The sequence below is a fragment of the Saccharothrix sp. ST-888 genome, from assembly GCF_000955975.1.
Taxonomy (GTDB): Bacteria; Actinomycetota; Actinomycetes; order Streptomycetales; family Streptomycetaceae; genus Kitasatospora.
In genome coordinates this window covers 22,228-43,980 of the sequence record NZ_JYJF01000008.1, presented here as the reverse complement: position 1 = coordinate 43,980, position 21,753 = coordinate 22,228, and the positions used below count along the sequence as shown (strand labels likewise).

At 72.7% G+C, this 21,753-nt stretch carries 22 protein-coding genes; 12 read left to right on the top strand and 10 right to left on the bottom strand.

Annotated features, from left to right (window positions below; translation table 11 throughout):
• Positions 1–57 precede the first annotated feature (57 nt).
• Entirely contained in the window at positions 58–492 is a 435-nt protein-coding gene (locus UK12_RS05750) for a group II truncated hemoglobin (RefSeq protein ID WP_045300244.1), read from the bottom strand.
• 299 nt (positions 493–791) lie between these two features.
• On the opposite strand from UK12_RS05750, the gene UK12_RS05745 reads away from it, so the two are divergent.
• The 4 genes from UK12_RS05745 (at position 792) to UK12_RS05730 (ending at position 4,224) form a co-directional block, all read left to right on the top strand.
• Positions 792–1,028, top strand: a complete 237-nt coding sequence (locus UK12_RS05745) for a ferredoxin (RefSeq protein ID WP_045300242.1) — start codon at positions 792–794, stop codon at positions 1,026–1,028.
• Positions 1,018–2,412 (top strand): NAD(P)/FAD-dependent oxidoreductase, encoded by a 1,395-nt coding sequence (locus UK12_RS05740; protein WP_045300240.1) that lies wholly within the window; start codon positions 1,018–1,020, stop codon positions 2,410–2,412. Before UK12_RS05745 ends, UK12_RS05740 begins: the two co-directional genes overlap by 11 nt.
• A gap of 17 nt (positions 2,413–2,429) precedes the next feature.
• The gene (locus tag UK12_RS05735) at positions 2,430–3,665 is read left to right on the top strand and encodes a cytochrome P450 (protein ID WP_045300239.1); all 1,236 of its coding nucleotides are present in this window, start codon (positions 2,430–2,432) and stop codon (positions 3,663–3,665) included.
• 178 nt (positions 3,666–3,843) lie between these two features.
• Positions 3,844–4,224, top strand: a complete 381-nt coding sequence (locus UK12_RS05730) for a VOC family protein (protein ID WP_045300238.1) — start codon at positions 3,844–3,846, stop codon at positions 4,222–4,224.
• Positions 4,225–4,680: 456 nt separating this feature from the next.
• Here the strand turns inward: UK12_RS05730 and UK12_RS05720 are convergent, their stop codons facing one another.
• Complete coding sequence (locus UK12_RS05720) at positions 4,681–6,510, bottom strand: glycoside hydrolase family 15 protein (RefSeq protein ID WP_231591055.1); 1,830 nt, start codon at positions 6,508–6,510, stop codon at positions 4,681–4,683.
• Between the two features lie 341 nt (positions 6,511–6,851).
• On the opposite strand from UK12_RS05720, the gene UK12_RS05715 reads away from it, so the two are divergent.
• Positions 6,852–7,181 carry a hypothetical protein gene (locus UK12_RS05715; RefSeq protein ID WP_045300234.1) on the top strand — a complete coding sequence of 110 codons (330 nt, stop codon included), beginning with the start codon at positions 6,852–6,854 and terminating at the stop codon, positions 7,179–7,181.
• A gap of 62 nt (positions 7,182–7,243) precedes the next feature.
• Here UK12_RS05715 and UK12_RS05710 read toward each other — a convergent pair whose 3' ends face one another.
• The 3 genes from UK12_RS05710 to UK12_RS05700 all read right to left on the bottom strand — a co-directional run bounded on the left by UK12_RS05710 (position 7,244) and on the right by UK12_RS05700 (position 10,484).
• Positions 7,244–8,203, bottom strand: a complete 960-nt coding sequence (locus UK12_RS05710; protein ID WP_045300232.1) for a LysR family transcriptional regulator — start codon at positions 8,201–8,203, stop codon at positions 7,244–7,246.
• Between the two features lie 124 nt (positions 8,204–8,327).
• The gene (locus UK12_RS05705) at positions 8,328–8,999 is read right to left on the bottom strand and encodes a hypothetical protein (RefSeq protein WP_045300230.1); all 672 of its coding nucleotides are present in this window, start codon (positions 8,997–8,999) and stop codon (positions 8,328–8,330) included.
• Positions 9,000–9,134: 135 nt separating this feature from the next.
• Positions 9,135–10,484, bottom strand: a complete 1,350-nt coding sequence (locus UK12_RS05700; RefSeq protein WP_231591054.1) for a M1 family metallopeptidase — start codon at positions 10,482–10,484, stop codon at positions 9,135–9,137.
• A 115-nt stretch (positions 10,485–10,599) separates the two neighbouring features.
• Here UK12_RS05700 and UK12_RS05695 point away from each other — a divergent pair, with 115 nt between their 5' ends.
• The 3 genes from UK12_RS05695 (at position 10,600) to UK12_RS05685 (ending at position 14,054) form a co-directional block, all read left to right on the top strand.
• Positions 10,600–11,436, top strand: a complete 837-nt coding sequence (locus tag UK12_RS05695) for a hypothetical protein (protein ID WP_045300228.1) — start codon at positions 10,600–10,602, stop codon at positions 11,434–11,436.
• 279 nt (positions 11,437–11,715) lie between these two features.
• The gene (locus tag UK12_RS05690) at positions 11,716–12,603 is read left to right on the top strand and encodes an AAA family ATPase (RefSeq protein WP_045300226.1); all 888 of its coding nucleotides are present in this window, start codon (positions 11,716–11,718) and stop codon (positions 12,601–12,603) included.
• Between the two features lie 95 nt (positions 12,604–12,698).
• Positions 12,699–14,054 (top strand): vWA domain-containing protein, encoded by a 1,356-nt coding sequence (locus UK12_RS05685; protein WP_082119344.1) that lies wholly within the window; start codon positions 12,699–12,701, stop codon positions 14,052–14,054.
• A gap of 41 nt (positions 14,055–14,095) precedes the next feature.
• On the opposite strand, the gene UK12_RS40945 is transcribed toward UK12_RS05685, so the two are convergent.
• From UK12_RS40945 to UK12_RS05670, 4 genes are all read right to left on the bottom strand, one after another.
• Positions 14,096–14,290: a hypothetical protein gene (locus tag UK12_RS40945; RefSeq protein WP_197084594.1), complete on the bottom strand. Its 195-nt coding sequence runs from the start codon at positions 14,288–14,290 to the stop codon at positions 14,096–14,098.
• Between the two features lie 75 nt (positions 14,291–14,365).
• A complete protein-coding gene (locus UK12_RS05680) occupies positions 14,366–15,217 on the bottom strand; it encodes an SAM-dependent methyltransferase (protein ID WP_045300224.1) in 852 nt (283 codons plus the stop codon).
• A 282-nt stretch (positions 15,218–15,499) separates the two neighbouring features.
• On the bottom strand, positions 15,500–15,847 hold the full coding sequence (locus tag UK12_RS05675) for a hypothetical protein (RefSeq protein WP_045300222.1): 348 nt from the start codon (positions 15,845–15,847) through the stop codon (positions 15,500–15,502).
• 121 nt (positions 15,848–15,968) lie between these two features.
• A complete protein-coding gene (locus tag UK12_RS05670) occupies positions 15,969–17,333 on the bottom strand; it encodes a hypothetical protein (RefSeq protein ID WP_052681602.1) in 1,365 nt (454 codons plus the stop codon).
• 374 nt (positions 17,334–17,707) lie between these two features.
• On the opposite strand from UK12_RS05670, the gene UK12_RS43015 reads away from it, so the two are divergent.
• From UK12_RS43015 to UK12_RS05650, 4 genes are all read left to right on the top strand, one after another.
• Positions 17,708–18,556: a GH25 family lysozyme gene (locus tag UK12_RS43015; RefSeq protein WP_063838215.1), complete on the top strand. Its 849-nt coding sequence runs from the start codon at positions 17,708–17,710 to the stop codon at positions 18,554–18,556.
• 12 nt (positions 18,557–18,568) lie between these two features.
• Positions 18,569–18,817: a hypothetical protein gene (locus UK12_RS05660; RefSeq protein WP_045300221.1), complete on the top strand. Its 249-nt coding sequence runs from the start codon at positions 18,569–18,571 to the stop codon at positions 18,815–18,817.
• Positions 18,818–18,950: 133 nt separating this feature from the next.
• A complete protein-coding gene (locus UK12_RS05655; protein WP_231591053.1) occupies positions 18,951–20,276 on the top strand; it encodes a molybdopterin-dependent oxidoreductase in 1,326 nt (441 codons plus the stop codon).
• Positions 20,276–20,677, top strand: a complete 402-nt coding sequence (locus UK12_RS05650) for a hypothetical protein (protein WP_045300219.1) — start codon at positions 20,276–20,278, stop codon at positions 20,675–20,677. The genes UK12_RS05655 and UK12_RS05650 overlap by 1 nt, the downstream gene beginning before the upstream one ends.
• A gap of 56 nt (positions 20,678–20,733) precedes the next feature.
• Here UK12_RS05650 and UK12_RS05645 read toward each other — a convergent pair whose 3' ends face one another.
• Positions 20,734–21,591, bottom strand: a complete 858-nt coding sequence (locus tag UK12_RS05645) for an S-methyl-5'-thioadenosine phosphorylase (RefSeq protein WP_045300217.1) — start codon at positions 21,589–21,591, stop codon at positions 20,734–20,736.
• Positions 21,592–21,753 lie beyond the last annotated feature (162 nt).

Genomic DNA, 21,753 nt, shown 5'->3' with positions numbered 1-21,753 from the left:
AGCGGGCAGGGTGCGTACCCGGCCGGGCAGGAGCGGGTACGGATCGGACGCCGGCAGTCACCACTGCCAGGGGCTGAGCTCCGGATAGGGCGGCCGGTAGGGCGGGGTGTCGGAGCGCGAGATCTTCACGGAGAACCCCGCGGCCTTGCGCACGTTGGCGGCGAGGGCCTCCCGGAAGCGCTCGTCCGCAGGAAGTCCGGTGACGTCGGCGGCCGCCAGCATCAGCGCGACGAAACGTTCCCCCTGCTCGTCGGAGATGTTCCGGCCGAGGTGGGCGAGCATCAGCGCGCCGAAGCCGCCGACCTTGTCGGAGTAGCCCCGGGAGCCGCCGAGCATCTCGACGAAGAACGCCGTCAGGTGGTCGACGTGGTGGCCCGAGCCGTGGGCGAACAGCGGCTCCAGCAGCGCATCGCGCAGCACCGTGCCGTGGAAGTGCTCGGCGAACCTCCGTATCGCCGATTCCCCTCCGACGTGCTCGTACATGGTGGTCATCGCGCCTCCTGAGCCGATTCGGCGAGCCGGGGCCGACGCTACCGAGGGCGGGGCGGGACAATCTGCTCAACTTTGCGCACGGCGATCGACGGCCACCGTCAGGCGACCGGGGCGCAGCCCGGGGCCGGGACGGTGCCACCGGTCGGCCGCCTGCGGCGCCTCACCCCGTTGACCGGGTGGACGTGCGCCTCCCCCGGGACTCTTCCATCCTGGCCGGGGACATCCCGTGCCCGGGCTGGATGCCGGCGCACCCCAGCGGTGGCGCCCGGGACCATGCCGGCGAAGAAAACGGAGACCTCATGAGGCTTGTCGTTGATCTCAACCGATGCCAGGGGTATGCGCAGTGTGCCTTCCTCGCCCCGGAGGTGTTCACCATGCACGGTGACGAGGCGCTGATGTACGACCCACGGGCCGATGAGGCGCAGCGGGAGCACGTACTGCGCGCTGCGGCGGCATGCCCGGTGAAGGCCATCATCGTGGAGGCCGAGGACGGCGCGGCGACCGCAGGCAGGGCGGGTGCCTCCCATGTCGCTTGACGGATCGCTGGAGAAGTTCAGGCGCGAGGGACGGATCGTCGTCGTGGGCGCCTCGCTGGCGGGTCTGCGGGCCGCCGAGACGCTGCGGGAGGAGGGCTTCGCCGGCACTCTCACCATGATCGGCGACGAGCCCTACGAGCCGTACGACCGACCGCCGTTGTCCAAGCAGGTCCTGCTCGGCAGGGTGCCCGCCGACCACACGGCGCTGCCCCCGCGCCGGGCGCTGGACGCGCAGTGGCGGCTCGGGGTCGCGGCCACCGGTCTGGACGTGGCGCAGAAGCGGGTGCAGCTCGCCGACGGCGACGCGGTCGAGTACGACCGGCTGCTGATCACGACCGGCGTCCGTGCCCGCCCCTGGCCGCACGAGCTGGAGGCAGACCTGGACGGGGTCTTCGTGCTGCGCACCACGGACGACGCGGCGCAGCTGCACCGGCGGCTGAGCGCGGGCCCGCGCCGGGTGCTGGTCATCGGGGCCGGTTTCACCGGCTCCGAGATCGCCTCCGCCTGCCGCGAGCGGGGGCTGGAGGTCACCGTCGCCGAACGCGGGGCGGCGCCGCTGGTGGGTGCGCTCGGCGGCGTGGTGGGCGAGGTGGCCGCGAACATGCAGCGTGAGGCCGGTGTCGACCTGCGCTGCGGGGTGACGGTGACCGGGCTTGAGGGGGACCCCGCCGGGCGTCTGCGGTGCGCGCACCTCTCCGACGGCAGCACGGTCGAGGCCGAGGTGGCGGTCGTCTGCCTGGGCGCGACGCGCAACACCGAGTGGCTCGCCTCCTCCGGTCTGGGCGCGGGCCCGCGCGGGATCGCCTGTGACGCCGGCTGCCGGGCCTTCGACGTGCGCGGCATCGTCACGGACGACGTCTTCGTCGCCGGGGACGTGGCCCGCTCGCCGCACCCGCTCTTCGGCTACCAGTTCCTCTCCCTGGAGCACTGGGGCAACGCGATCGCGCAGGCCGAGACCGCGGCCCACAACATGATCAGCGCCAGTTCGGACCGCCGTCCGCACATCTGGACGCCGTCCTTCTGGTCGGCGCAGTTCGGCGTCAACATCAAGTCCGTCGGTGTGCCGCCGATGGCCGACGAGATCATGGTCGTCCAGGGCTCGCTGGCCGAGCGGCGCTTCACCGCGGTCTACGGCCACCAGGGCCGCGTCATCGCCGCCGTCACCTTCGACCAGGCGAAGTGGCTGGAGTTCTACCAGCAGCAGATCGAACGGGCCGCGCCGTTCCCGCCCGAGTTCGGCACGGTCGACCGGCGGCCCGAAGAGGCGCATCCGGTACCGGCCGAGTTCCCCGACCCCTCACTTCCCTCCCACGGCCCCACGGTCACCCTCAGCGGCCACTCACCGATCGACCGGCGGATCTCGTTCACGCCCCTCCACGCCTGACAGGAAGGATCCACACGATGACGTCGGTCGCACTCCTGCACCAGATCACCGACTTCGCCAACCGCGCCGACCCGTACCCCCTGTACGCCGAACTCCGGAAGACCCCGGTGGTGCAGGACGAGGCGGGCCCCTACCTGGTGAGCACGTACTGGGAGATCCACAGCCTGCTCCACGACCCGCGGATCAGCTCCGACGCGCGCAATCTGAGCCCCCAGGCGGCCAAGGCCACCGGCCAGGACCAGGACCCCGAACTGCCGCCGAACTTCCTCCGGCTCGACCCTCCCGAGCACGACCGGCTGCGCCGACTGGCCATGCGCCCGTTCGGCCCCCCGCACACCCCTCGACGGGTGTACGACATGCACGGCGAACTCGCCGGTATCGTCTCCGGGCTCATCGACGCCTTCCGCGACCGCCGGACGATCGACCTCGTCGACGACTTCTCCTACCCCTTCCCCGTCACGGTGATCTGCCGGCTGCTCGGTGTCCCACGCGAGGACGAGACCCGCTTCCACACCTGGGCCGACACGATCGCCGCCGGCCTCGACCCGGTCGGCACGGACGAGGAGCGCGAAGCCCAGAAGCAAGCCGTCCGGCAGGCCCGGGCCGGCCTCGCCGCCTATCTGGCCGGTCTGATCGAGGAGCGCCGTCGCTCGCCCCGCGACGACATGCTCTCCGCCATGGCCACCGACCACGGCCCGGACGGACAGCTGACACCGGTGGAAATGGTCACCACCTCGTCGCTGCTGCTGATCGCCGGCCACGAGACCACGGTCAACCTCATCACCAACGGGATGCTCACCCTGCTGCGCAACCCCGACGTCCTCCAGCGACTGCGGGACGACCCCGGCCTGGCCGTCCCGCTGGTGGAGGAGCTGCTGCGCTTCGAGCCCCCCGTGCAACTGCTGCCGCAGCGCAACGCCCTGGCCGACATCGACATCGCCGGGACCACCATCCCCAAGGGCGCGTCGGTCTATCTCGTGCTCGCCTCCGGCAACCGGGATCCCCAGCGGTTCCTCGACCCCGACCGGTTCATTCCCGACCGTCCCGACAACCAGCACCTGGGTTTCGGCAGCGGCATCCACAACTGCTTCGGTGCCCCGCTCGCCCGGCTGGAGGCACAGCTCGCCCTGACCGAACTCGTCCGCCGGCTCGACAACCCGCGCCTGGTCGAGGACCCTCCCCCGTACCGCCAGAACGCGGTCCTGCGCGGGCCCCGGCACCTGGGCATCGCCTTCGACGGACTCAAGCCCTGAGTTTCCCTGCTGCGTGGCCAACGGCCTTGCCCGGCTGCCCGGACCGGGTCGGCCCTGAAATCATTTCGCCCGTGCTCGCCCCGTCCGCTACGGTCGCGGGATTGTTTCACTGCTGGGAGCCCATGAGGTTCGCGTGTGGTCTCCCGGCAGTTCCCGGACTGAGAGGCAGGTTTCGTCAATGGCATGTCGTATCAGTGAGCTCGTGCTCGGTTGCCGCGACCCTGAGGTGCTGGCGCGGTTCTGGTGCGAGGTCCTGGACTTCGTCGTGCTCGATCGCGAGGACGACGGCTCGCTGGAGATCGGTCCGCGCGAAGGGTTCGGCGGTCCGCAGCCGACGATCATCCTCAGTCGCAGGGATGAGCCGGAGCAGGGGAAATCCCGGCTGCACATCGACGTCAACGCCACCGACCGCGATCAGGACGCCGAGCTCCAACGCCTTCTGGAGCTCGGCGCGCGCCCGGCCGACATCGGCCAGACAGGGCAGGAGCAGTGGCATGTCCTGGTCGACCCCGAAGGTAATGAGTTCTGCCTGCTCAAGGCCCGCCTCAACCCACTCTGATGCTCATCGGTCACGCCTCGACACCAGGTACCTGGGTGTGCATCTGCCGGACCCGGGCCGCCGGCACCCGGCGAACGGAGCGGGTCGCCTCGATCCGGTCGTACGGGGCGCGGAGACCCCATCCGACTACGCCGTGATCAGCTCGGCGCGAGGAGATTCGCACTTCCGCGCGCTGCGGTCCGGGATCGCGCCGTTCACCGAGGTGCGAGCCGTGAGGCGGCTCGATCAGCGGGCGGCCGAGGTGGCGCGGCTCAAAGCCGCCTGACTCCCACGAGACACGAAGGTCCCCGCCGGCACAGTGGGGAGCACCTTCAATCCACCTTCTGCGCTGACCAGTTGCTGCGGGTGCTCAGGTGGGCACGGCCTCTGGCGACATCACCTGGCACCGCTCCCCCGGCGCCCCGGTCTGCCCCGTACGGGCGGGCCGGGGCATCGCGGTGCCCGGGGGCCGGGTTGCTACGGCCGGTCGCGCTGGCGGTCGAGGGCGTCGTCGAGGGTGGTGGCCGCCATGATCAGCGAGAGGTGGGTGAACGCCTGTGGGAAGTTGCCCAGTTGCTCGCCGCTGGGGCCGATCTCCTCCGCGAAGAGGCCGACGTGGTTGGCATAGGTCTGCATCTTCTCGAAGGCGTAGCGCGCCAGGCGGAGCCGGCCGGCCCGGGCCAGGGCGTCCACGTAGAGGAAGGTGCAGAGGCTGAAGGTGCCTTCGGAACCGCGCAGACCGTCGGGCGAGGCCACCGGGTCGTAGCGGTAGACCAGGCTGTCGGACACCAGCGTGCGGTCCATGGCGTCCAGCGTGGACAGCCAGCTCTCGGTCCGGGGGGCCAGGAACCCGACCCGGGGGATGAGCAGCAGCGCGGCGTCGAGGACCTCGCCCCCGTAGGACTGGACGAGGGCCTGCTCCCTGGCGTTCCAGCCGCGCTCCATCACCTGTTCGAGGATGGCGTCGCGAGCGGCGGTCCAGCGGACGGTGTCGGCGGGGCGGCTGTAGTCGGCCGCCAGCCGCAGGCCGCGGTCGAAGGCCACCCAGCACATCACCCGGCTGAAGGTGAAGTCCTTGCGTCCGCCCCGGGTCTCCCAGATGCCCTCGTCGGGGCGGTCCCAGGAGTCGGCGAGCCAGTCCAGCGTCCGGGCCAGGTTCTTCCAGCCGTGGTAGCCGGCCCGCAGCGAGACCTCATGGCCCTCGGCCAGGGCGTAGAGCGCCTCGCCGTAGATGTCGAGCTGCAGTTGCCCGGCGGCGGCGTTGCCCGCGCGCACGGGGTAGGAGCCGCGGTAGCCCTCCAGGTGCTCGAGGATCTCCTCCGTGAGCGCGGGGTCGCCGTCCACCCGGTACATGATTCGGAGCGGTTCTCCGCCGACGCCCTCCCCGCCCCGCAGCCGGTCGCCCAGCCAGCCGGTGAACTGGGCGGCCTCCTCGGTGAACCCGAGGTCGAGCAGCGCTCGTACGGACAGCGAGCCGTCGCGGACCCAGGTGTAGCGGTAGTCCCAGTTGCGCTCACCGCCGACCTGCTCGGGCAGGCCCATGGTGGCCGCGGCGACGGGGGCGCCCGTCGGGGCGTAGGTGAGCAGCTTGAGGGTGATGGCGGACCGGTTGACCATGCCCTGCCACCGGCCGCGGTACCGGGAGGCGCGTACCCAGCGGTGCCAGAAGTCCACGACCTCCCACAGCTGCTCGGCCACGCCGTCCGGGGTCGGGGGCGGCGGTGCCTCCGCGTCCGGTCCGCCGACGGTGAGGACGGCGGCGGCCGTCTCCCCCGCGTTGAGGGTGACCGCGCCGCGTACGTCCCGGGCGTCCGGCCGGAGCGGGAAGGTGCTCTGCAGGTGCGCGGTGACACCCGGCGCCCGGAAGGTGGCGGTGTCGGCCCGCAGGTCGAGGTCGTGGGCGGCCCGGCCGTAGTCGAAGCGCGGCCGGCACTCCATGACGAAGCGCACCGTGCCGCGCACGGCCCGCACCCCGCGGACCAGGACGTGCCGGTCGGCGGGCGCGCCCGTCCGGTCCGGCGGCATGTAGTCGTAGACCTCGCCGACCCCGTCGGGCGACATGAACCGCGTCACCAGGACCGCGGTGTCCGGGTAGTAGAGCTGTTTGCAGGTGGCGCTCCGGTCCTCGGGTCCGAGGAGGAAGTAGCCGCCGCGGTCGTGGTCGAGCAGCGCGGCGAAGATGCTGGGCGAGTCGAACCGGGGGGCCGCGAACCAGTCCACGACGCCCTGGGAGGAGACCAGCGCGGCGGTCTGCAGGTCGCCGACGAGGCCGTGGTCGGCGATCGGCGGGTATCGGTCCATGGTCATCCAGCCTCCCTGCGGGCCCCTTTCCAACTGTCCGCCCGGCCCGCCCGGCTGGCGAGACGGGCACGGGCGACGCGCCGACCGGCCCAAAACGGCGCCGGATGCGCGTTCCGCATGGTTTCCGCAGAGAGCCGGGCGGGCCCGGTGGTGTTCCCGGCGGCCGTCGGAGCAGGGCGGCCGGACGGTCGCGGCGCTGGCGCCGTGCTTCGACACCGGTGCCGGCCAGGAGCGGACTCCGGCCGCCTCCCCACCGCTCCGGCGGATTCTCCCCCGCCGGTCGGGCTGACCGGGCCGACCGGGCCGTATGCCGTGACCACAACAGCCCTACGGCTGTTTCACCGGGTATGACCGTCTACGAGTTCCAGGCCAACCATCCCGCCCAACCGGCCCGGGACAGCGGAACACCCCAGCACCTGCTCGCCCCGACCGCCGTCAACCCGCACACCTGTCCGTCCGGCGTACCCGCCGCCGAGCAGTCCGTGGTGGGGCTGCGGGCCGCCGCCCGCCTGCACGACCTGCGCGAGATCTCGCTGCCTGCGGCCGTGGCCGAGGCTGCCGCCGAGCTTCTGGAGGCCTCCGGCGAGTGGTGCGCGGACCCGGTGGCCCGCGACGCCATGCGCGGCACCGTGGTCCGGCTGCGACAGGCGCTCGGGGAGCAGCCCGCCTGGCTGTGAAGGCCGACGCCGTGCGACAAGGCCGGGACTGACCCTCAAGAACCGGCGGAGTACCTCTAAGCTCACCTTCCCAGCCGGGGCTTCACGATCGGCTCGCGTTCCAGGACACCTCGTGCCGCGAGTTCCTCGGCGGCGGCGTGGACGGCCCCGCGCAGCGCCGCCAGGACCGCGCCGACGGCCGGGGGCGGACCGCCGGGCGCGGTGCGGTAGAGCACCCGGGTCTGGAACGTGCCCGGGACCGGGATCGTGGTCACCGTCCGGCGCTGCATCTGGGCGGCGGAGCTGGCCGGCAGGACCACGGCGCCCAACTGCGCTGCCAGCATCGCCTGTACGGCGGTGGGCGTGACCGCCAGGTGCTCGCGGGCCGGTGCGGGTCTTTGGTCACCGAGGAGCCGGGCGAGGGCGTGACCGCGCGCGGAGTCGGGCGGCGCGCTGATCCACGGACGGCCGTCGAGCTCGGCGATCGACGTCGGGGCCGGGGACCAGCTCTCCGGTACGACCAGCCGGTACTCGTCCTCCATGACCACCCGGTCCGCGGTACCGGCGGGCGGTGTCGGGGCGTGGTCCCGGTCGGCGGTGACGACGACGACGTCCAGCCGCCCCTGCCGGAGTTCCTGCAGGCTGGCCGGGTACTCGATCTCGCGCAACCCGGCGGCCAGGGCGGGGTGTTCGGCAGCGAGCAGCGGAATCACCCTGGTCGCCATGGTGGTGAGGACACCCAGGGTCACTCCGATGGCCACCGGACCGGCGATACGCCCGTCGTGCGCGGCCAGGTCCCGTGCCGCGGCGGCGAGTTCCTCCGAGATGCGGGCCCCTCGACCGGCCAAGGCCCGTCCTGCCGCGGTGAGTTCCGCACGGGGACCGTCCCGGTCGACCAGCGGCAGCCCCGCCTGCTTCTCCAACCGGGCCAGCGCCTGCGACACCGCCGACGGCGTCACCCCCAGCCGACGGGCCGCCGCCGCCATCCCACCGGACTGCGCAACGGCGTGCAGCATCAGCAACCGCCTGGGATCCAACTCCATGACGCCCCTTCCGAACCGACCTGACGGCCAGCAGTTCATCACACCGGTGAACTGCCCGACCCCGGCAGACCCGGGCCGGCCCCGCCCACGCTTCGCGGCCGGGCGGGGCGAGAGCCGTGGACGGCTACGCCGACTGCTCGACGTCGGCGCGGATCCCTCGCATGAGGTTGACCGCATCGGCCGTGGTGAAGCCCTTGAGCAGGCGGTCGCTGAAGCCCTTGGGATAGAAGGAGACCTCGCCGAAGGTGGTCGGGGTCATCCACATGCAGGCGCTGTTCTCGGCCGCCATGGCACCCGACTGCAGCAGTTCCTCCGAGCAGATCGCCCGGCCGCCATGCGGCCCGGGGTCGGCGTCCTGCCAGGAGAGGGTGGACCGGTTGCCCGACCCGTCCGGTCGGGTGATCGGCGGCTGCCAGAGCCTGGCGTGCAGTCGGGACGGGTCGAAGCCGGTGCCGTTGACTCCGATGAAGACGATCCACTCGTTCTCGGCGGCGTCGTCGTAGAGCGCCCGGACCGGCGTACCGCTGATCCCGAGCAGCCCGGTGATCCGCTGCTCCTCCGTCGACATCTTCTGCTCGCTGGCACCGGTGGCCTGGTGGAAGGCGTAGCCGCCGGCGCTGCCGGGTGTGCCGAGCCGGTACGCCGCCGCCTGCGCCGCCCCGGCCGCCCCCGGATTCCCGGGCGCAGCAGGCCCGGCAGGCGCAGCAGCGGCCGAACCCGATGAGCCGGACCCGCACGCCGCCGTCCCGGCAGCGAGCAGCAGGACGGCAGCCACGGCATTGAGCGCGCGTTTCATGGCGGAACAGGACAAGACCATCACCTCGTCGAGCAAGCGACAGCGCAGCGCACGCCCCCGCGACCTGCCGGTCACTCTGCCCGAACGCGGCCACCCGACGGAACACAGCACCGCTTAACGGCGCCGACAGCAGCGCTACACACCACCGGACTCGGCACCGGCGGGCAGGGGCGGGAGGGCCGGTTCGGTCAGCCAGGCCGCGAAGAAGGCGTCCAGCGGCCGCCCGGCGTGACGGGTGGCGGCGGCGGTGAAGTCGGCGGTGGTGACGGTCGAGTGGCGGTGGACGGTGGTCCAGTCGCGGAGCAGTCCGAAGAAGGTCTCGTCGCCCAGGGTGCAGCGCAGGGCGTGCATGGTGAGGCCGCCGCGCTCGTAGACGCGGTCGTCGAACATCTGCCGTCGGCCGGGGTCGGCGAGCCGCAGGTCCGGTGGCAGGGCGGCGAGTCGGCGGTGCGCGGCGGCGGCCAGGGTGTGGGCTGCGGGTCCGCCGGAGTGCTCCGACCAGAGCCACTCGGCGTACTTGGCGAAGCCCTCGTTCAGCCAGATGTGCTGCCAGTCGGCGACGGTGACGCTGTTGCCGAACCACTGGTGGGCGAGTTCGTGGGCGACCAGCCGTTCCCAACCGCGTTGCCCGTCCAGGTGGTTGGCCCCGAAGGAGGAGAGCCCCTGGGCCTCGACCGGGACGTCCAGGTCCTCGTCAGCGACCACCACCGTGTACTCGCCGAACGGGTAGCGGCCGAAGAGCTCCTGGAACAGCCGCATCATCCGGGGCTGCCGCCCGAAGTCGGCCTCGAAGCGCGGCACCAGGCGGGCCGGGACGTACCCGAGCTGGGGGACGGCACCGGACTGCGGATCGTCCAGCCGGACCTCCCGGTACGAGCCGATCGACAGGCCGACCAGGTAGGCCGGGGTGGGGGCAGGCTGCTCGTACACCCAGGTGGTGGTGCTCGCGTGCGCGGTCCGGGCCAGCAGGCGCCCGCCGAGCACCACGGTGCACGCGGACGGCACGGTGAGCGAGATCAGGTAGCTCGCCTTGTCCGACGGCCGGTCGTTGCACGGGAACCAGGACGGCGCGCCGACCGGCTGGCTGGCCACCAGGGCGCCGTGCGTGGTCTCCGTCCAGCCGATGCCGCCCCACGGGCTGCGGACCGGCTTCGGCCTGCCGGACCACCGCACCTCCACGGTGAACGCCGCACCCGCCGCCGGCGGTTCGGCCGGGCGGATCCGCAGTCTGCCGCCGCGATGGGTGTGGTGCGCCGGCCGGCCGTCCACCAGCACCCGCCCGATCCGGAAGTCGGCCAGGTCCAGCGCGAACTCCCGCAGCCGGTCGGTCCCCTGGGCGGCGAGCGCCTCGATCCCGGCGCTGCCGGCGAGGCGGTCGGTCTCGGGCCGGTAGTCCAGCGTCAGTTCGTACCGCCGGACCCGGTAGCGGAGATCGCCGTGGTCCGGGAAGTACCGGCCCGTGGCCACGGCCTGAGTGGAGTCCACCGGATCCTTCACTCTCTGCGAGGGCGTGCCTTCATTGCGCGGTGCCCACCCTAACCCCGGTGCCGGACGCCGGAGAAGCAGGTAGGTTGGCCATCAAACGATCTTCAGGAGAAGCATGGCCGCCTCCCAGCCCAAGGTCCTCTACGTCACCGACCTGGCCTACCAGGCACGCGGGCGGCGGTACTGCGACGAGGACATCCGGCTCTCCGCCCGCCTCCGCGAGGACTTCGAGATCGCCCTGTGCCACCCCCTGGACGCGGCCGCGCTGATGGACGCCTTCGACGTGGTGGTGGTCCGCAACAGCGGGCCGGTGCTGCACTACCAGGCCCAGTACGACGCCTTCCGCGAGCAGGCGGCCGCCCGTGGCGCGCGCCTCTACAACCAGCTCTCCGGCAAGGGCGACATGGCGGGCAAGCAGTACCTGCTCGACCTGTCCGCCGCCGGATACCCGGTCATCCCCACCGTCGACCGCCCGCAGGACCTCGACCGCCTGCCCGTGGTGGCGGAGTACGTGGTCAAGCCCAGGCTGGGCGCGGACTCGATAGGTCTGGAGTTCGTCCCCCGGGACCGGATCGCGGCCGTGGCCCACGGCGACGTCCTGGTCCAGCCGCGGATCCACTTCCGCTACGAGGTCTCGTTCTACTTCATCGACCGCGCCTTCCAGTACGCCCTGTACGCCCCCCGCCCCGACCAGCGCTGGCTCCTGGAGCCGTACGCCCCCTCCCCCGCCGACCTCGGCTTCGCCCAGCGCTTCGTCGACTGGAACGACATCGACCACGGCATCCAGCGGGTCGACGCCTGCCGGACACCCGAAGGGGAGCTCCTGCTGGTCGAGTTGGAGGATCTGAACCCGTACCTGTCGCTGGACCTCCTCGACGACGCGGCCCGCGACTCCTTCGTCACCAACCTGAAGGCGTCCCTGCACGGCCTGCTCGCCGCCACCGCGCACTGACGGCCGCCGGTCCATCGCTCCGCCCGCCCGCGGTCCCCACGGCCGATCGCGCACGACAGCGGCAGCGTGAGCCCGAACTCCGCGGCCTGCACCCAGCCCTGACCGAGCGGTTCGTCGACCCCGGCACACGGCATCATCCCCTCGCCATCCGTCAGGAGGGCCGAGACAGCGGCCGGTTCGGGGCCGCGCCACGGGAGGGACTTCGGTCCTGACCGGATCCGGCAAGTGACCGCCCAGTAAGGTACTCCACACGATGGTGGGCGAAGGGGAGTCGGCGATATGAGCGAGGACGGCACGCACCCGGCCGGGACCGGGTTCTTCACCTCCGTGGACGATGTGTCCGCGAAGCTGGCCGAGGCGGGCTACCTCGCCTCGCCTGCGGTCGCCACCACGGTCTTCCTGGCCGACCGGCTCGGAAAGCCCCTGCTGGTCGAGGGCCCGGCCGGGGTCGGCAAGACCGAGCTGGCGAAGGCGGTCGCCCGCGTCGGCGCGGCGAGACTGGTCCGCCTGCAGTGCTACGAAGGCATCGACGAGTCCCGCGCCCTGTACGAATGGAACCACGCCAAGCAGCTGCTGCGGATCACCGCCGGACGGGACGAGAGCTGGGACGAGGCCCGTACCGACATCTTCGGCGAGGAGTTCCTGCTCACCCGCCCGCTGCTCACCGCGATCCGCGGCAGCGAGCCGACCGTGCTGCTGATCGACGAGACCGACAAGGCCGACGTGGAGGTGGAGGGGCTGCTGCTGGAGGTGCTGAGCGACTTCCAGGTCACCGTGCCCGAACTCGGCACGATCACCGCGACCCGCCGCCCGTTCGTGCTGCTCACCTCCAACGCGACCCGCGAGCTCTCCGAGGCGCTGCGCCGCCGCTGTCTGTTCCTGCACCTCGACTTCCCCGACGCCGCACTCGAACAGCGGATCGTCCGGCTGAAGGTGCCGGGGCTGGACCAGGTGCTCGCCGACTCCCTGGTCAAGGTCGTCGGCGCGCTGCGCGCCATGGAACTCCGCAAGGCGCCCTCGGTCGCGGAGACCATCGACTGGGCCCGGACGCTGCTCGCGCTCGGCGCCGACACCCTGGACGAGGCGGTGGTCCGCGACAGCCTCGGGGTGATCCTCAAGCACCAGGACGACGTGCTGAAGGCCACCCGGAAGCTGACCCTGACGTGACCGGAGCCGACCCGACCGCGACCGACGTGCGCGAGCCCGTGCACGGCCTTCCCGAGCGGCTGACCGGATTCGTCCAGGCACTGCGGGACCACGGCATGCGGATCGGCCCCGGTGAGACCGTCGACGCCGGGGCCGTCCTGGCGGCACTCGGCCTGACCGATCGCGCGTACATCCGCGAAGGTCTCGCCGCCGCGCTGCTGCGGGCCGACGGCCAACGCGCCGTGTTCGACGCGACCTTCGACCTCTACTTCCCGCTCGGCGTCGGCACACCCGAAGCCGCCCGAGCGGACCCGGGGGCCGAGCCGACCGGCCCGGCCAACCCCGTCAGCCCCACCAACCCCACCGACCGGGCCGTCCTGGCCGACCTGCGGGAGCGGCTGGCCGAGGCACTCGCCGCCGACGACCGCTCGGCGCTCACCCAGCTCGCGGGCGAGGCGGTGAACACCCTCGGCCGCTACGGCTCCAGCCCCGCCGCCCAGGGGTGGTCCGCGCACCAGACCCTCAGCCGCCTGGCACCGGAGACCCTGCTGGCCGGCCTGCTCGCCGCCCGCCGCGCAGGACAGTCGCCCGGCTTCACCGACCGGCTCGACGCGGACGAGATCCGTCGCCGGATCCAGGGCTTCCGCGGCCAGGTGGGCACCGAGGCCCGGCGGCGCGCCGCCGAACTGCGCGGCACCGAGCGGATCGCCCAGCGCGCCATCGCCCCCAGCACCGACCGGGTCGACTTCCTGGCCGCGAACCGGGACCAACTCGCCGAGCTGCGCCGGACCGTGCAGCCGTTGGCCCGCAAGCTCGCCACCCGGCTGGCCGCCCGCCGCCGGAAGGCCCACGCCGGCCGGATCGACCTGCGCCGCACCCTGCGGCGTTCGCTCTCCACCGGCGGCGTACCGCTGCGCCCGGCCTACCGCCGCCGCCGGCCGGGCCGGCCCGAGATCGTCCTGCTGTGCGACGTGTCCGGTTCGGTGGCGGGCTTCGCGGACTTCACCATGCTGCTGGTCCAGGCGATGCGCGACCAGTTCAGCAAGGTCCGGGTCTTCGCCTTCGTCAACCGCACCGACGAGGTGACCCGGCTGGTCACCGCGGGCTCCGCCGACCCGGCCGCACTCGGCCGGCGCATCCTCACCGAGGCGAAGGTGCTCGGCTTCCACGGCAACAGCGACTACGGCGCCGCACTGGGCGAGTTCGCCGACCGGCATCTGGCCGCGGTCGGCCCGCGCACCTGCGTCCTGATCCTGGGCGACGCCCGCAACAACGGCCGGGACCCCAACCTGCCCGCCCTCGGCCGGATCGCCGACCGCGCCCGCCGGGTGTACTGGCTCAACCCCGAGCGGATCGAGCTCTGGTCCACCGGCGACTCCGCCGCCCACGCCTACGCCGGGCTCGTCGAGATGCACCCGTGCCGCAACGCACGCCGCCTCGGCGAACTCGTGGCCCGGCTGCTGCCGGTCTGAACACCCCCGCACCCACGACCGGCGGCCCAGGACCGGCCGCGCTACCAGAGGGCCGTCCCGCCGAGCTCCGGGTAGCAGGCCGCCGGATCGCCGGACAGCCCGGCCTTCACCCGGCAGGACGTCTCGTCCGCGAGCACCTCGAAGGCTCCGGCCTCGATGCCGTCCAGCCCCTGGCGGGCGACGGCGTGACGAGCGCGACGGCACCCTCGATGGCGGTCATGACGCTCTCCTCCCACGGAATCCGGCCGGTTCGACCGCAGACCAACCGATTTCCCCGGTGCAAGGATCAACCACCCAGGCCCACACGGCAGTCAGCCTTGGCGGTCGCCGCGGCAGTGGAAGATGCCCCAGCTCAGCCGGCCGGCCCGGCAGGCGTCCACCCACAGCGGCAGGTTCTCCAGCAGGCCCGCCAGATAGCCGGGGCCGAGAAGGTCCCGGAGTTCCGCCGCCCGCCGCCTGGTCTCCTCCTCCAGCCGGAGGTAGTGGGTGAGCAGCTGCGCGCTGTCGTCCTCGAAGTCGATCCGGGTGAGGCCGAGTTCGGCGATCTGCTTGCGGTAGTACTCCGGTGCGGCGAGGGCGGTCACCTCCAGCCGCGCGACGACGGTCCGCAGCGCCTCGGGCGGGACGCCGTCGGCCGCCATCACATCGGTGAAGATTAGATCCCCCTGCGGCCTGAGCACCCGGACCGCCTCCGTCAGCAGCCGGGTCCGGTCGGGGCTGTGACAGAACGCCTCCTGCGACCAGACCACGTCGAACCGCCCGTCGGGGAACGGGATGTCCTGGAAGGAACCGGTGACCACCTCGACGAGCCGGTCCAGACCGCGCTCCGCATTGGTCCTGCGGTGCCGCTCGTTCTGGGACTCGCTGATGTTGAGGGCGACCACCCGGCAGCCGAAGCGCTCCGCCAGATGGCGGGTCGCGCCGCCGTATCCCGATCCCAGGTCCAGCACCGTGGCCTCGGGGCCGAGACGGTCGGCGATCTTCGCCGCGGCCCGTTCGACGGTGCGCCGGGACGCGGCCGCGATCGGTTCGCGCTCATCGGCGTAGCTGCCGGTGTGGATGTCCTCCCCGCCCCACACGGCGGAGTAGAAGCCGTCCACCTCGCTGGCTCCGTAGTAGCGGCGTGCCGTCTCGACGGCGTCCGCGGTGGTTCCCTCGCCCATGCTGCTGCCTCGCTCACTCGTGTCGGCCCGGTTCTGCGGAGGTGCTCGACCGATGGTAACCGGACGGCTCCGCCGAGGAGTTGACCTCGGGCTTCGCGACACGGGACGCCCGGCGGGCCGACGCCGAACGGCCGGTCGCTTTCGCATTCGTGCAGGACACCGCGACCACGCGCGGGCCACGCGCCGGGAGGACGGCCGCGGGCACTGACCACCGGCGGCCATGACCGGCCTGCCCCGGTCCGTCACGGCGGGCCGGGGCAGGCATTCGGCACGTCCGGTACGTCAGGAGAAGACCACCGAGCGGATCTTCAGGCGCTCGGAGCCGTGACCGGTGAGCGGGCGGAGCGTGAAGTAGTCGCCCTCACAGTCGGGGTCCTTGAAGACCGTGGCGGTCGCGTCCGTGCGGTTGCGCGGCGAGTCGGCGGGCTCGGAGGAGTCCGGGTCGGCCACCTCGGGAAGGTTGATGCACTCCCGGCTCTCCGGGTCGAGCAGCCGGCCGGTCTGCGGAGCGCCGTCCAGGCCGATGAACCGGTAGGTGAACTCGCCCTGGGCCGCACTGGCCGAGGTGGGCAGGGTGAGGACGAGCGAGAGAGCGGCGGCGGCCGCCGCTGCGGCGTTGCGAAGACGCATGATCAGGTGTTCCTTCTCGATGGCAGGTGTGCCAAGTCGGACAGGGATCACCCTAAAAGGCCGCAAACCCGGTGAAACGATTCCCCCGATCAGCCTCGCGTGGCGCACAGTTGACCACTCCTCAGCTCGGTACGACCATGGCGACGGACCGGAGCCGTCGCACCACGACACCGACCAGGACGACGGCCAACGCGGCGGCGTAGGCGGGCTGCTGGGCGTCGCCGCCGAGCAGGTAGAGCGCCTGGCCGGCGGCGGGCACGGCCAGCCACTCCCAGCGCCCGTCCAGCGCGGCCAGCGCCACGACCAGCAGGCCGTACCAGGGGTAGGCGGGTGCGACCAGCAGCAGCGCGGTGCCGGTGACCAGCAGCGCGCCGCCCCACGGCCGCGCCGGGTCGCCGCGCCGCAGCACGTACAGGACGACCACCGCCAGCACCAGCGCCGCCGCGTACGGCGCCCAGCCGGCCGGAAACACCAGCCGCAGCAGGCCGAACCGGGCGATCTGGCCGTCCTCGTACCCCTCCTCGCGCAGGTAGCCGGGCAGGTAGCCGATCACCCCGGTGCCCGAGGCGAGCACGTACGGCAGGTAGGCGAGCACGAAGGCGGCCAGTGCGGAGCACGGCAGCACCAGGTCCCGTGGGCGCGGACGGCGGGCCAGCACGCCGGACATCGCGCCGGGCAGGGCGAGTCCGGGCAGCAGCTTGGTGGCGATGGCCGCGCCGAGCGCGACGCCGCCGGCGACGGCCTGCCGCCGGGCCGCCAGACCGAGGGCGACGACCAGCAGCAGCGCGCCCAGCGTGTCCACATGGGCGTCGTTGACGGACCAGATCGCGATCCCGGGGAACCAGCCCCACAGCCCGGCGCGCCAGTCCTGACGGCGGATCAGCAGCAGCGCCCCGGTGGTGGCGACCGCGAGCAGCGCGCCGCCCACCTGCGCCGTCCGGACCGTTCCGCCGGCCATGTGCAGGCCGAGGAACCAGAACTCGGCGACCGGCGGGTAAATGGTGTGCACGGCGGGCCGGTTGATGTGGGTGCACGAGCCGGTGGCGGTCCGGCGCTCGTTCCAGGCGGTGCAGCTGCTCTCCGGCGGGAAGAGCGCGGGATCACGGAGCCGCACGAGCGGCGGGTCGTCGGGCGCGTACCGGTACGGGGAGATCCCGGCGGCCTGGACCCGGCCGTCCCAGACGTACCGGTAGACGTCGTCGCTGGTCCGCGGCGGGGCCAGCAGGCCGGTGGCGGCGACGGCCACGCTTCCCACCAGGACCAGGCCGGCGACCTGCCGCGCGGGCACCCGCCGCAGCAGGGCCACGGCCAGCGCGAAGAGGCCGAGGTCGGCGAGGTACCAGCCGTGCAACGGGCGGGAGTTGCCGAGCGTGCCGCCCCGGGTGACGGTCAGCGCGAGGGCGGCGACCAGGACGGCCAGCGCACCGGCGGCGAGGGCGGGGGCGAGCACGGTCGCGGAACGGGAGGTCGGGCGGGTGGTGGACACGGGTTCACCCTGCCACCGCGAACCACCGCCCGGGCGCAACGGCGGGCCGCCGTTCGACTTCCGTAAGCACGTCGACGCCCGGGACGGCGGACGCGCTCCCGTGGACGTGCGGCCCGCCGGATCGGATGCGAACCGCCGGTGGACGCGGAGATCGGGACCTACACGAACGCAATCCACCGCTAAAGGGTCGACCGGCCCGCGAAGTGGGCATCACAGTGATTGTTCGGCCAAGGACTTGTCCGGCCCGGGAGTTGCCGGACTCGAACCCCGGCACACCCTCACCCACCACTCACCGATCCGCCGCCGTCCGCGACGGATCCACCAGCCATCCGCCCGGACCAGCTCCGGCGACCCTCCGACCCCAGGCGGTGACCATGGGCATCTACGGCCAGGACTGGGCGAGCTACCAGTCCTCCACCCCCGACACGAGCGGCCTCGGCTTCGTGTTCATCAAAGTGACCGAGGGCCTGAGCTACACCAACCCCAAGTGGACGGCACAGCGGGACCACGCCCGCGGCGCCGGCCTCGTCGTCGGCTACTACCACTACCCGCACATGGCCAACTCGGTGCAGGCGGAGGCGGATCGCTTCCTCGCCGTGACCCAGCCGCAGCCCGGTGAGCTGCTGTGCCTGGACTGGGAGGGCTACGACGACGCCAACGCGTCGGTGTCGCGGGCCGACCAGTTCACGTACAAGGAGTCCTGGCTCCGGTACGTCAAGGGCCGGGCGCCGCACACCCCGGTCGGCCTGTACTGCAACAACGACTACTGGCAGAACGTCGACACCACGAGCTACGTCCAGGACTTCCTGTGGATAGCCACCTCCGGGCGGGCGGCCGGCGACCCCGGGATCAGACATGCCTGGCTCTTCCACCAGTACGGCGACTCGCCCGTGGACCAGGACTACTGCAACCTCGGCAGCATCGGTGAACTGCGGTCCTGGGCCCTGTCGTTCCAGCCCGCCCAGGGGCCCGCCCCGGCGGCCGGCCCGGCCTGGCCCGGTGAGTACCTCGCGCTGCGCACGCCGCTGCTGCACGGCGGCAACGTGCGGACCTGGCAGCAGCGGATGCGCGACCGGGGCTGGTCGATCACCGTGGACGGCTGGTACGGCCCCGCTTCGGCGAGCATCTGCCGCCAGTTCCAGGCCGAGAAGGGCCTCGCCCAGGACGGCATCGTCGGCCCGCAGACCTGGGCCGCCGCCATGCGCACCGACAACGTCACCTGAGAGGAGACCGGCATGCCCGCCCCCATCGAAACGAAGGTCAAGGCAGCGTCCGCCACGACCTTCCTCGTCGGCATCGCCATCGCCGCCCTCAACGCCGTCACCGCCGACAACTCCCTCCTCGGCCCGGTCCCCGCCTGGCTCCAGGCCCCGATCCTCGCCCTCGTCCCCTCCGCACTGGCCTTCCTCTCCGGCTACCAGGCCCGGCACACGCCCCGCACCGACCAGGCGGCGCAGGCCGCGGGCGGCACCCCGGGACAGTGACCGGTCGCCGCGCCGGCCGGCGGCCCCACCGAGCCGGCCGGCGCGGCAGCGGTGTCGCCCCGCGAGCCGCCGTTCGACTTCCGTAAGCACGTCGAACCCCGCTTTCGGGGCCCCCAGGCGGTCTCATGGACGCGTGGAGCCAACGAACCCCGACAACGAACCCGACCGTCCGGAACGACCGCAACGACCGGAACGCCCCGAGCCCGCACCGCCGTCCGGACCGCCGACGCCGCCCCCACCAGCACCAGCACCGGTACCGCCACCGCCACCGCCACCAGCACCGGCCGAGGAGGTCCCGGAGACAGCGCTCTCCCGGTACGACCTCCCCCTCCCCACTCCCCCGGGATTCCTGCGCCGGGGCCCGCTGCGCGAAGGCACCTTCACGTCCTCGCTGCACGAGCCGCGCACCACCGTCGTCCTCGGCCGCTGGCTGGGTGCTGCGCTGCTGGTCTGCTTCCTGACGGGGCTGCTCAGCCATGTCCTCCAGCAGCCGCCGACCTGGCTACGCGACCAGTTGCCGAGCCGCCCGGTGGACGGGTACCGGGTCACCCAGGGTCTGCACGTCATCTCGGGCATCGCCGCGATCCCGCTGCTCGGCGCCAAGCTCTGGGCGGTCTACCCCCGGCTCTTCGAGTGGCCCCCGGCCCGCAGCGTGCTGCACGCACTGGAGCGGCTCGGCATCGCGATCCTGGTCGCCACCATGGTGCTGGAGCTGTTCACCGGGACGCTCAACATCATCGAGTGGTACCCCTGGCCGTTCCCGTTCCGGCAGACCCACTTCTGGCTGGCCTGGCTGGCGACCGGCGGCCTGCTGCTGCACATCGCCGCCAAGGGGCCGATGATCGCCGAGCACTGGCGGCGCGTCAGGCCGGGTCTGCCGGAGCGCCGGCTGTTCCTCGGGTCCGTGACCGCGGCGGTGGCGGTCGTCACCCTCACCACGGCCGGACAGACCGTGCCGTGGCTGCGCCGGCTCACCCTGCTGGCCCCGCGCCGGCCGGACATCGGGGAACTCGGTCTCCCGATCACCCGCACGGCCGCCCAGGCGGGCACCACCGTCACGCCCGCCGACTGGCGCCTGCGGGTCGACGGCCCGCAGCCGTACGAACTGACGATGGACCAGCTGCTGGCCCTCCCCCAGTACGAGTCCCGCCTGCCGATCGCCTGCGTCGAGGGCTGGAGCGCCTCCGCGCACTGGACCGGGGTCCGCGTGCGGGATCTGCTGGCCCGTGCGGGCGCCCCGGCCGGCGCCCGGGTCCGGGTGACCTCGCTGGAGCAGAACGGGCCGTACCGGATCATGGAAATGCCCGCCGCCTACGCCCAGGACCCGCTGACCCTGCTGGCGGTACGGGTGAACGGCCAGGTGCTGACGCCCAACCACGGCTACCCGGCGCGGATCATCGCCCCCAACCGGCCCGGCGTGCTGCAGACCAAGTGGGTCACCCGGATGGAGGTGTTCTGATGCGGACGTTCCGGGTGGTCACCGCAGCCGTCGGCGTCGGCCTGATCGGGTACGGCGTGTACGGGCTGCTGCACGACAGCTTCATCAACGACCCGCTCGACGTGCTGATCTGGCTGGTCGGCGGGCTGGTGATCCACGACGGGCTCTGGGTGCCGCTGCTCTGCGTGCTGGGAGCGACCTTCGTCCGCGGGCGGGTGCTGCGCGGCTGGCTGATCGTCGCGGCTGCGTTCACCGCGGTCGCCCTGCCGCCGATCCTGCGCGACGGGCAGAACAACGGCAACGCCTCCCTGCTGCCGCTGCCCTACCTGCGCAACTGGCTGATCCTGCTGGCCGTGACGGCGGTTGCCGCCGGGCTCACGGCCCTCTGGTCCCGGCTCCGCCGCCGACGCCGACGCGCCTGAGGCAGGGGCGCCGCAGCGCCCCTGCCTGGTCGTCACCCCGTGGACCGGACGGCCGGTCAGACCCCGGGGAGTCCGGTCTCCAGCCCGTCCAGGGCATGCGAGCAGACGCAGTCCCGGGTGCTCGGCAGGCCCTCAAGTGCCTTGAACAGTACGGTGCGCAGCCGGTCCACATTGCGCCCGAAGACGGCCAGGACCTCGGCGTGGGTGACGCCCTCACCCGTCTCCACACCCGCGTCGAGGTCGGTGACCAGGGCCAACGAGGTGTAGCAGAGGCCGAGTTCACGGGCCAGCGCCGCCTCCGGGTGGCCGGTCATACCGACCACCGACCAGCCGTTGCCGGTGAACCAGCGCGACTCCGCGCGGGTCGAGAAGCGCGGGCCCTGGATCACCACCAGGGTGCCGCCGTCCACCGGCTCCCAGGCGTTGTCCCGGGCGGCGGCCAGCGCGGCGACGCGGCCGTCGGGGCAGTACGGGTCGGCCGTCGAGACGTGGACCACCTCGGGCACCCCGCCGCCGGGCAGCGGCAGCCCGTCGTAGTAGGTCTGCTCGCGGCCGGAGGTGCGGTCCACGAACTGGTCGGGGACCACCAGCGTGCCGGGGCCGAACTCCGGGCGCAGCCCGCCCACCGCGCACGGCCCGAGCACCTGGCGCACCCCCAGCGACTGCAGTGCCCAGAGGTTGGCGCGGTAGTTGATCCGGTGCGGCGGCAGGCTGTGCCCGCGCCCGTGCCGGGGCAGGAAGGCGACGCTGCGCCCGGCCACCTCGCCGACGAACAGCGAGTCGCTGGGGCGACCGTACGGGGTCTCGACGGCGACCTCGGTCACGTCGTCCAGCAGCGCGTAGAGGCCGGAGCCTCCGATCACGCCGAGCTCGGCACGCGGGAGTCGGGCGGTGCCTGCGATGGTGTCAGCCACGGTGACTGCCTTTCGGTCTCGTCCTGACTCCACCTTAGGAGCCGGCACCGTCGGGCCGGCGATCGTGCGGCCTTACGAAGGTCGTACGGTGTCGGGCTTCTAGGGTAGGAGCTGCGAGGGTACGTCCACCTTCGTGCACCGTCGGAGCGGAACGGACTGCTG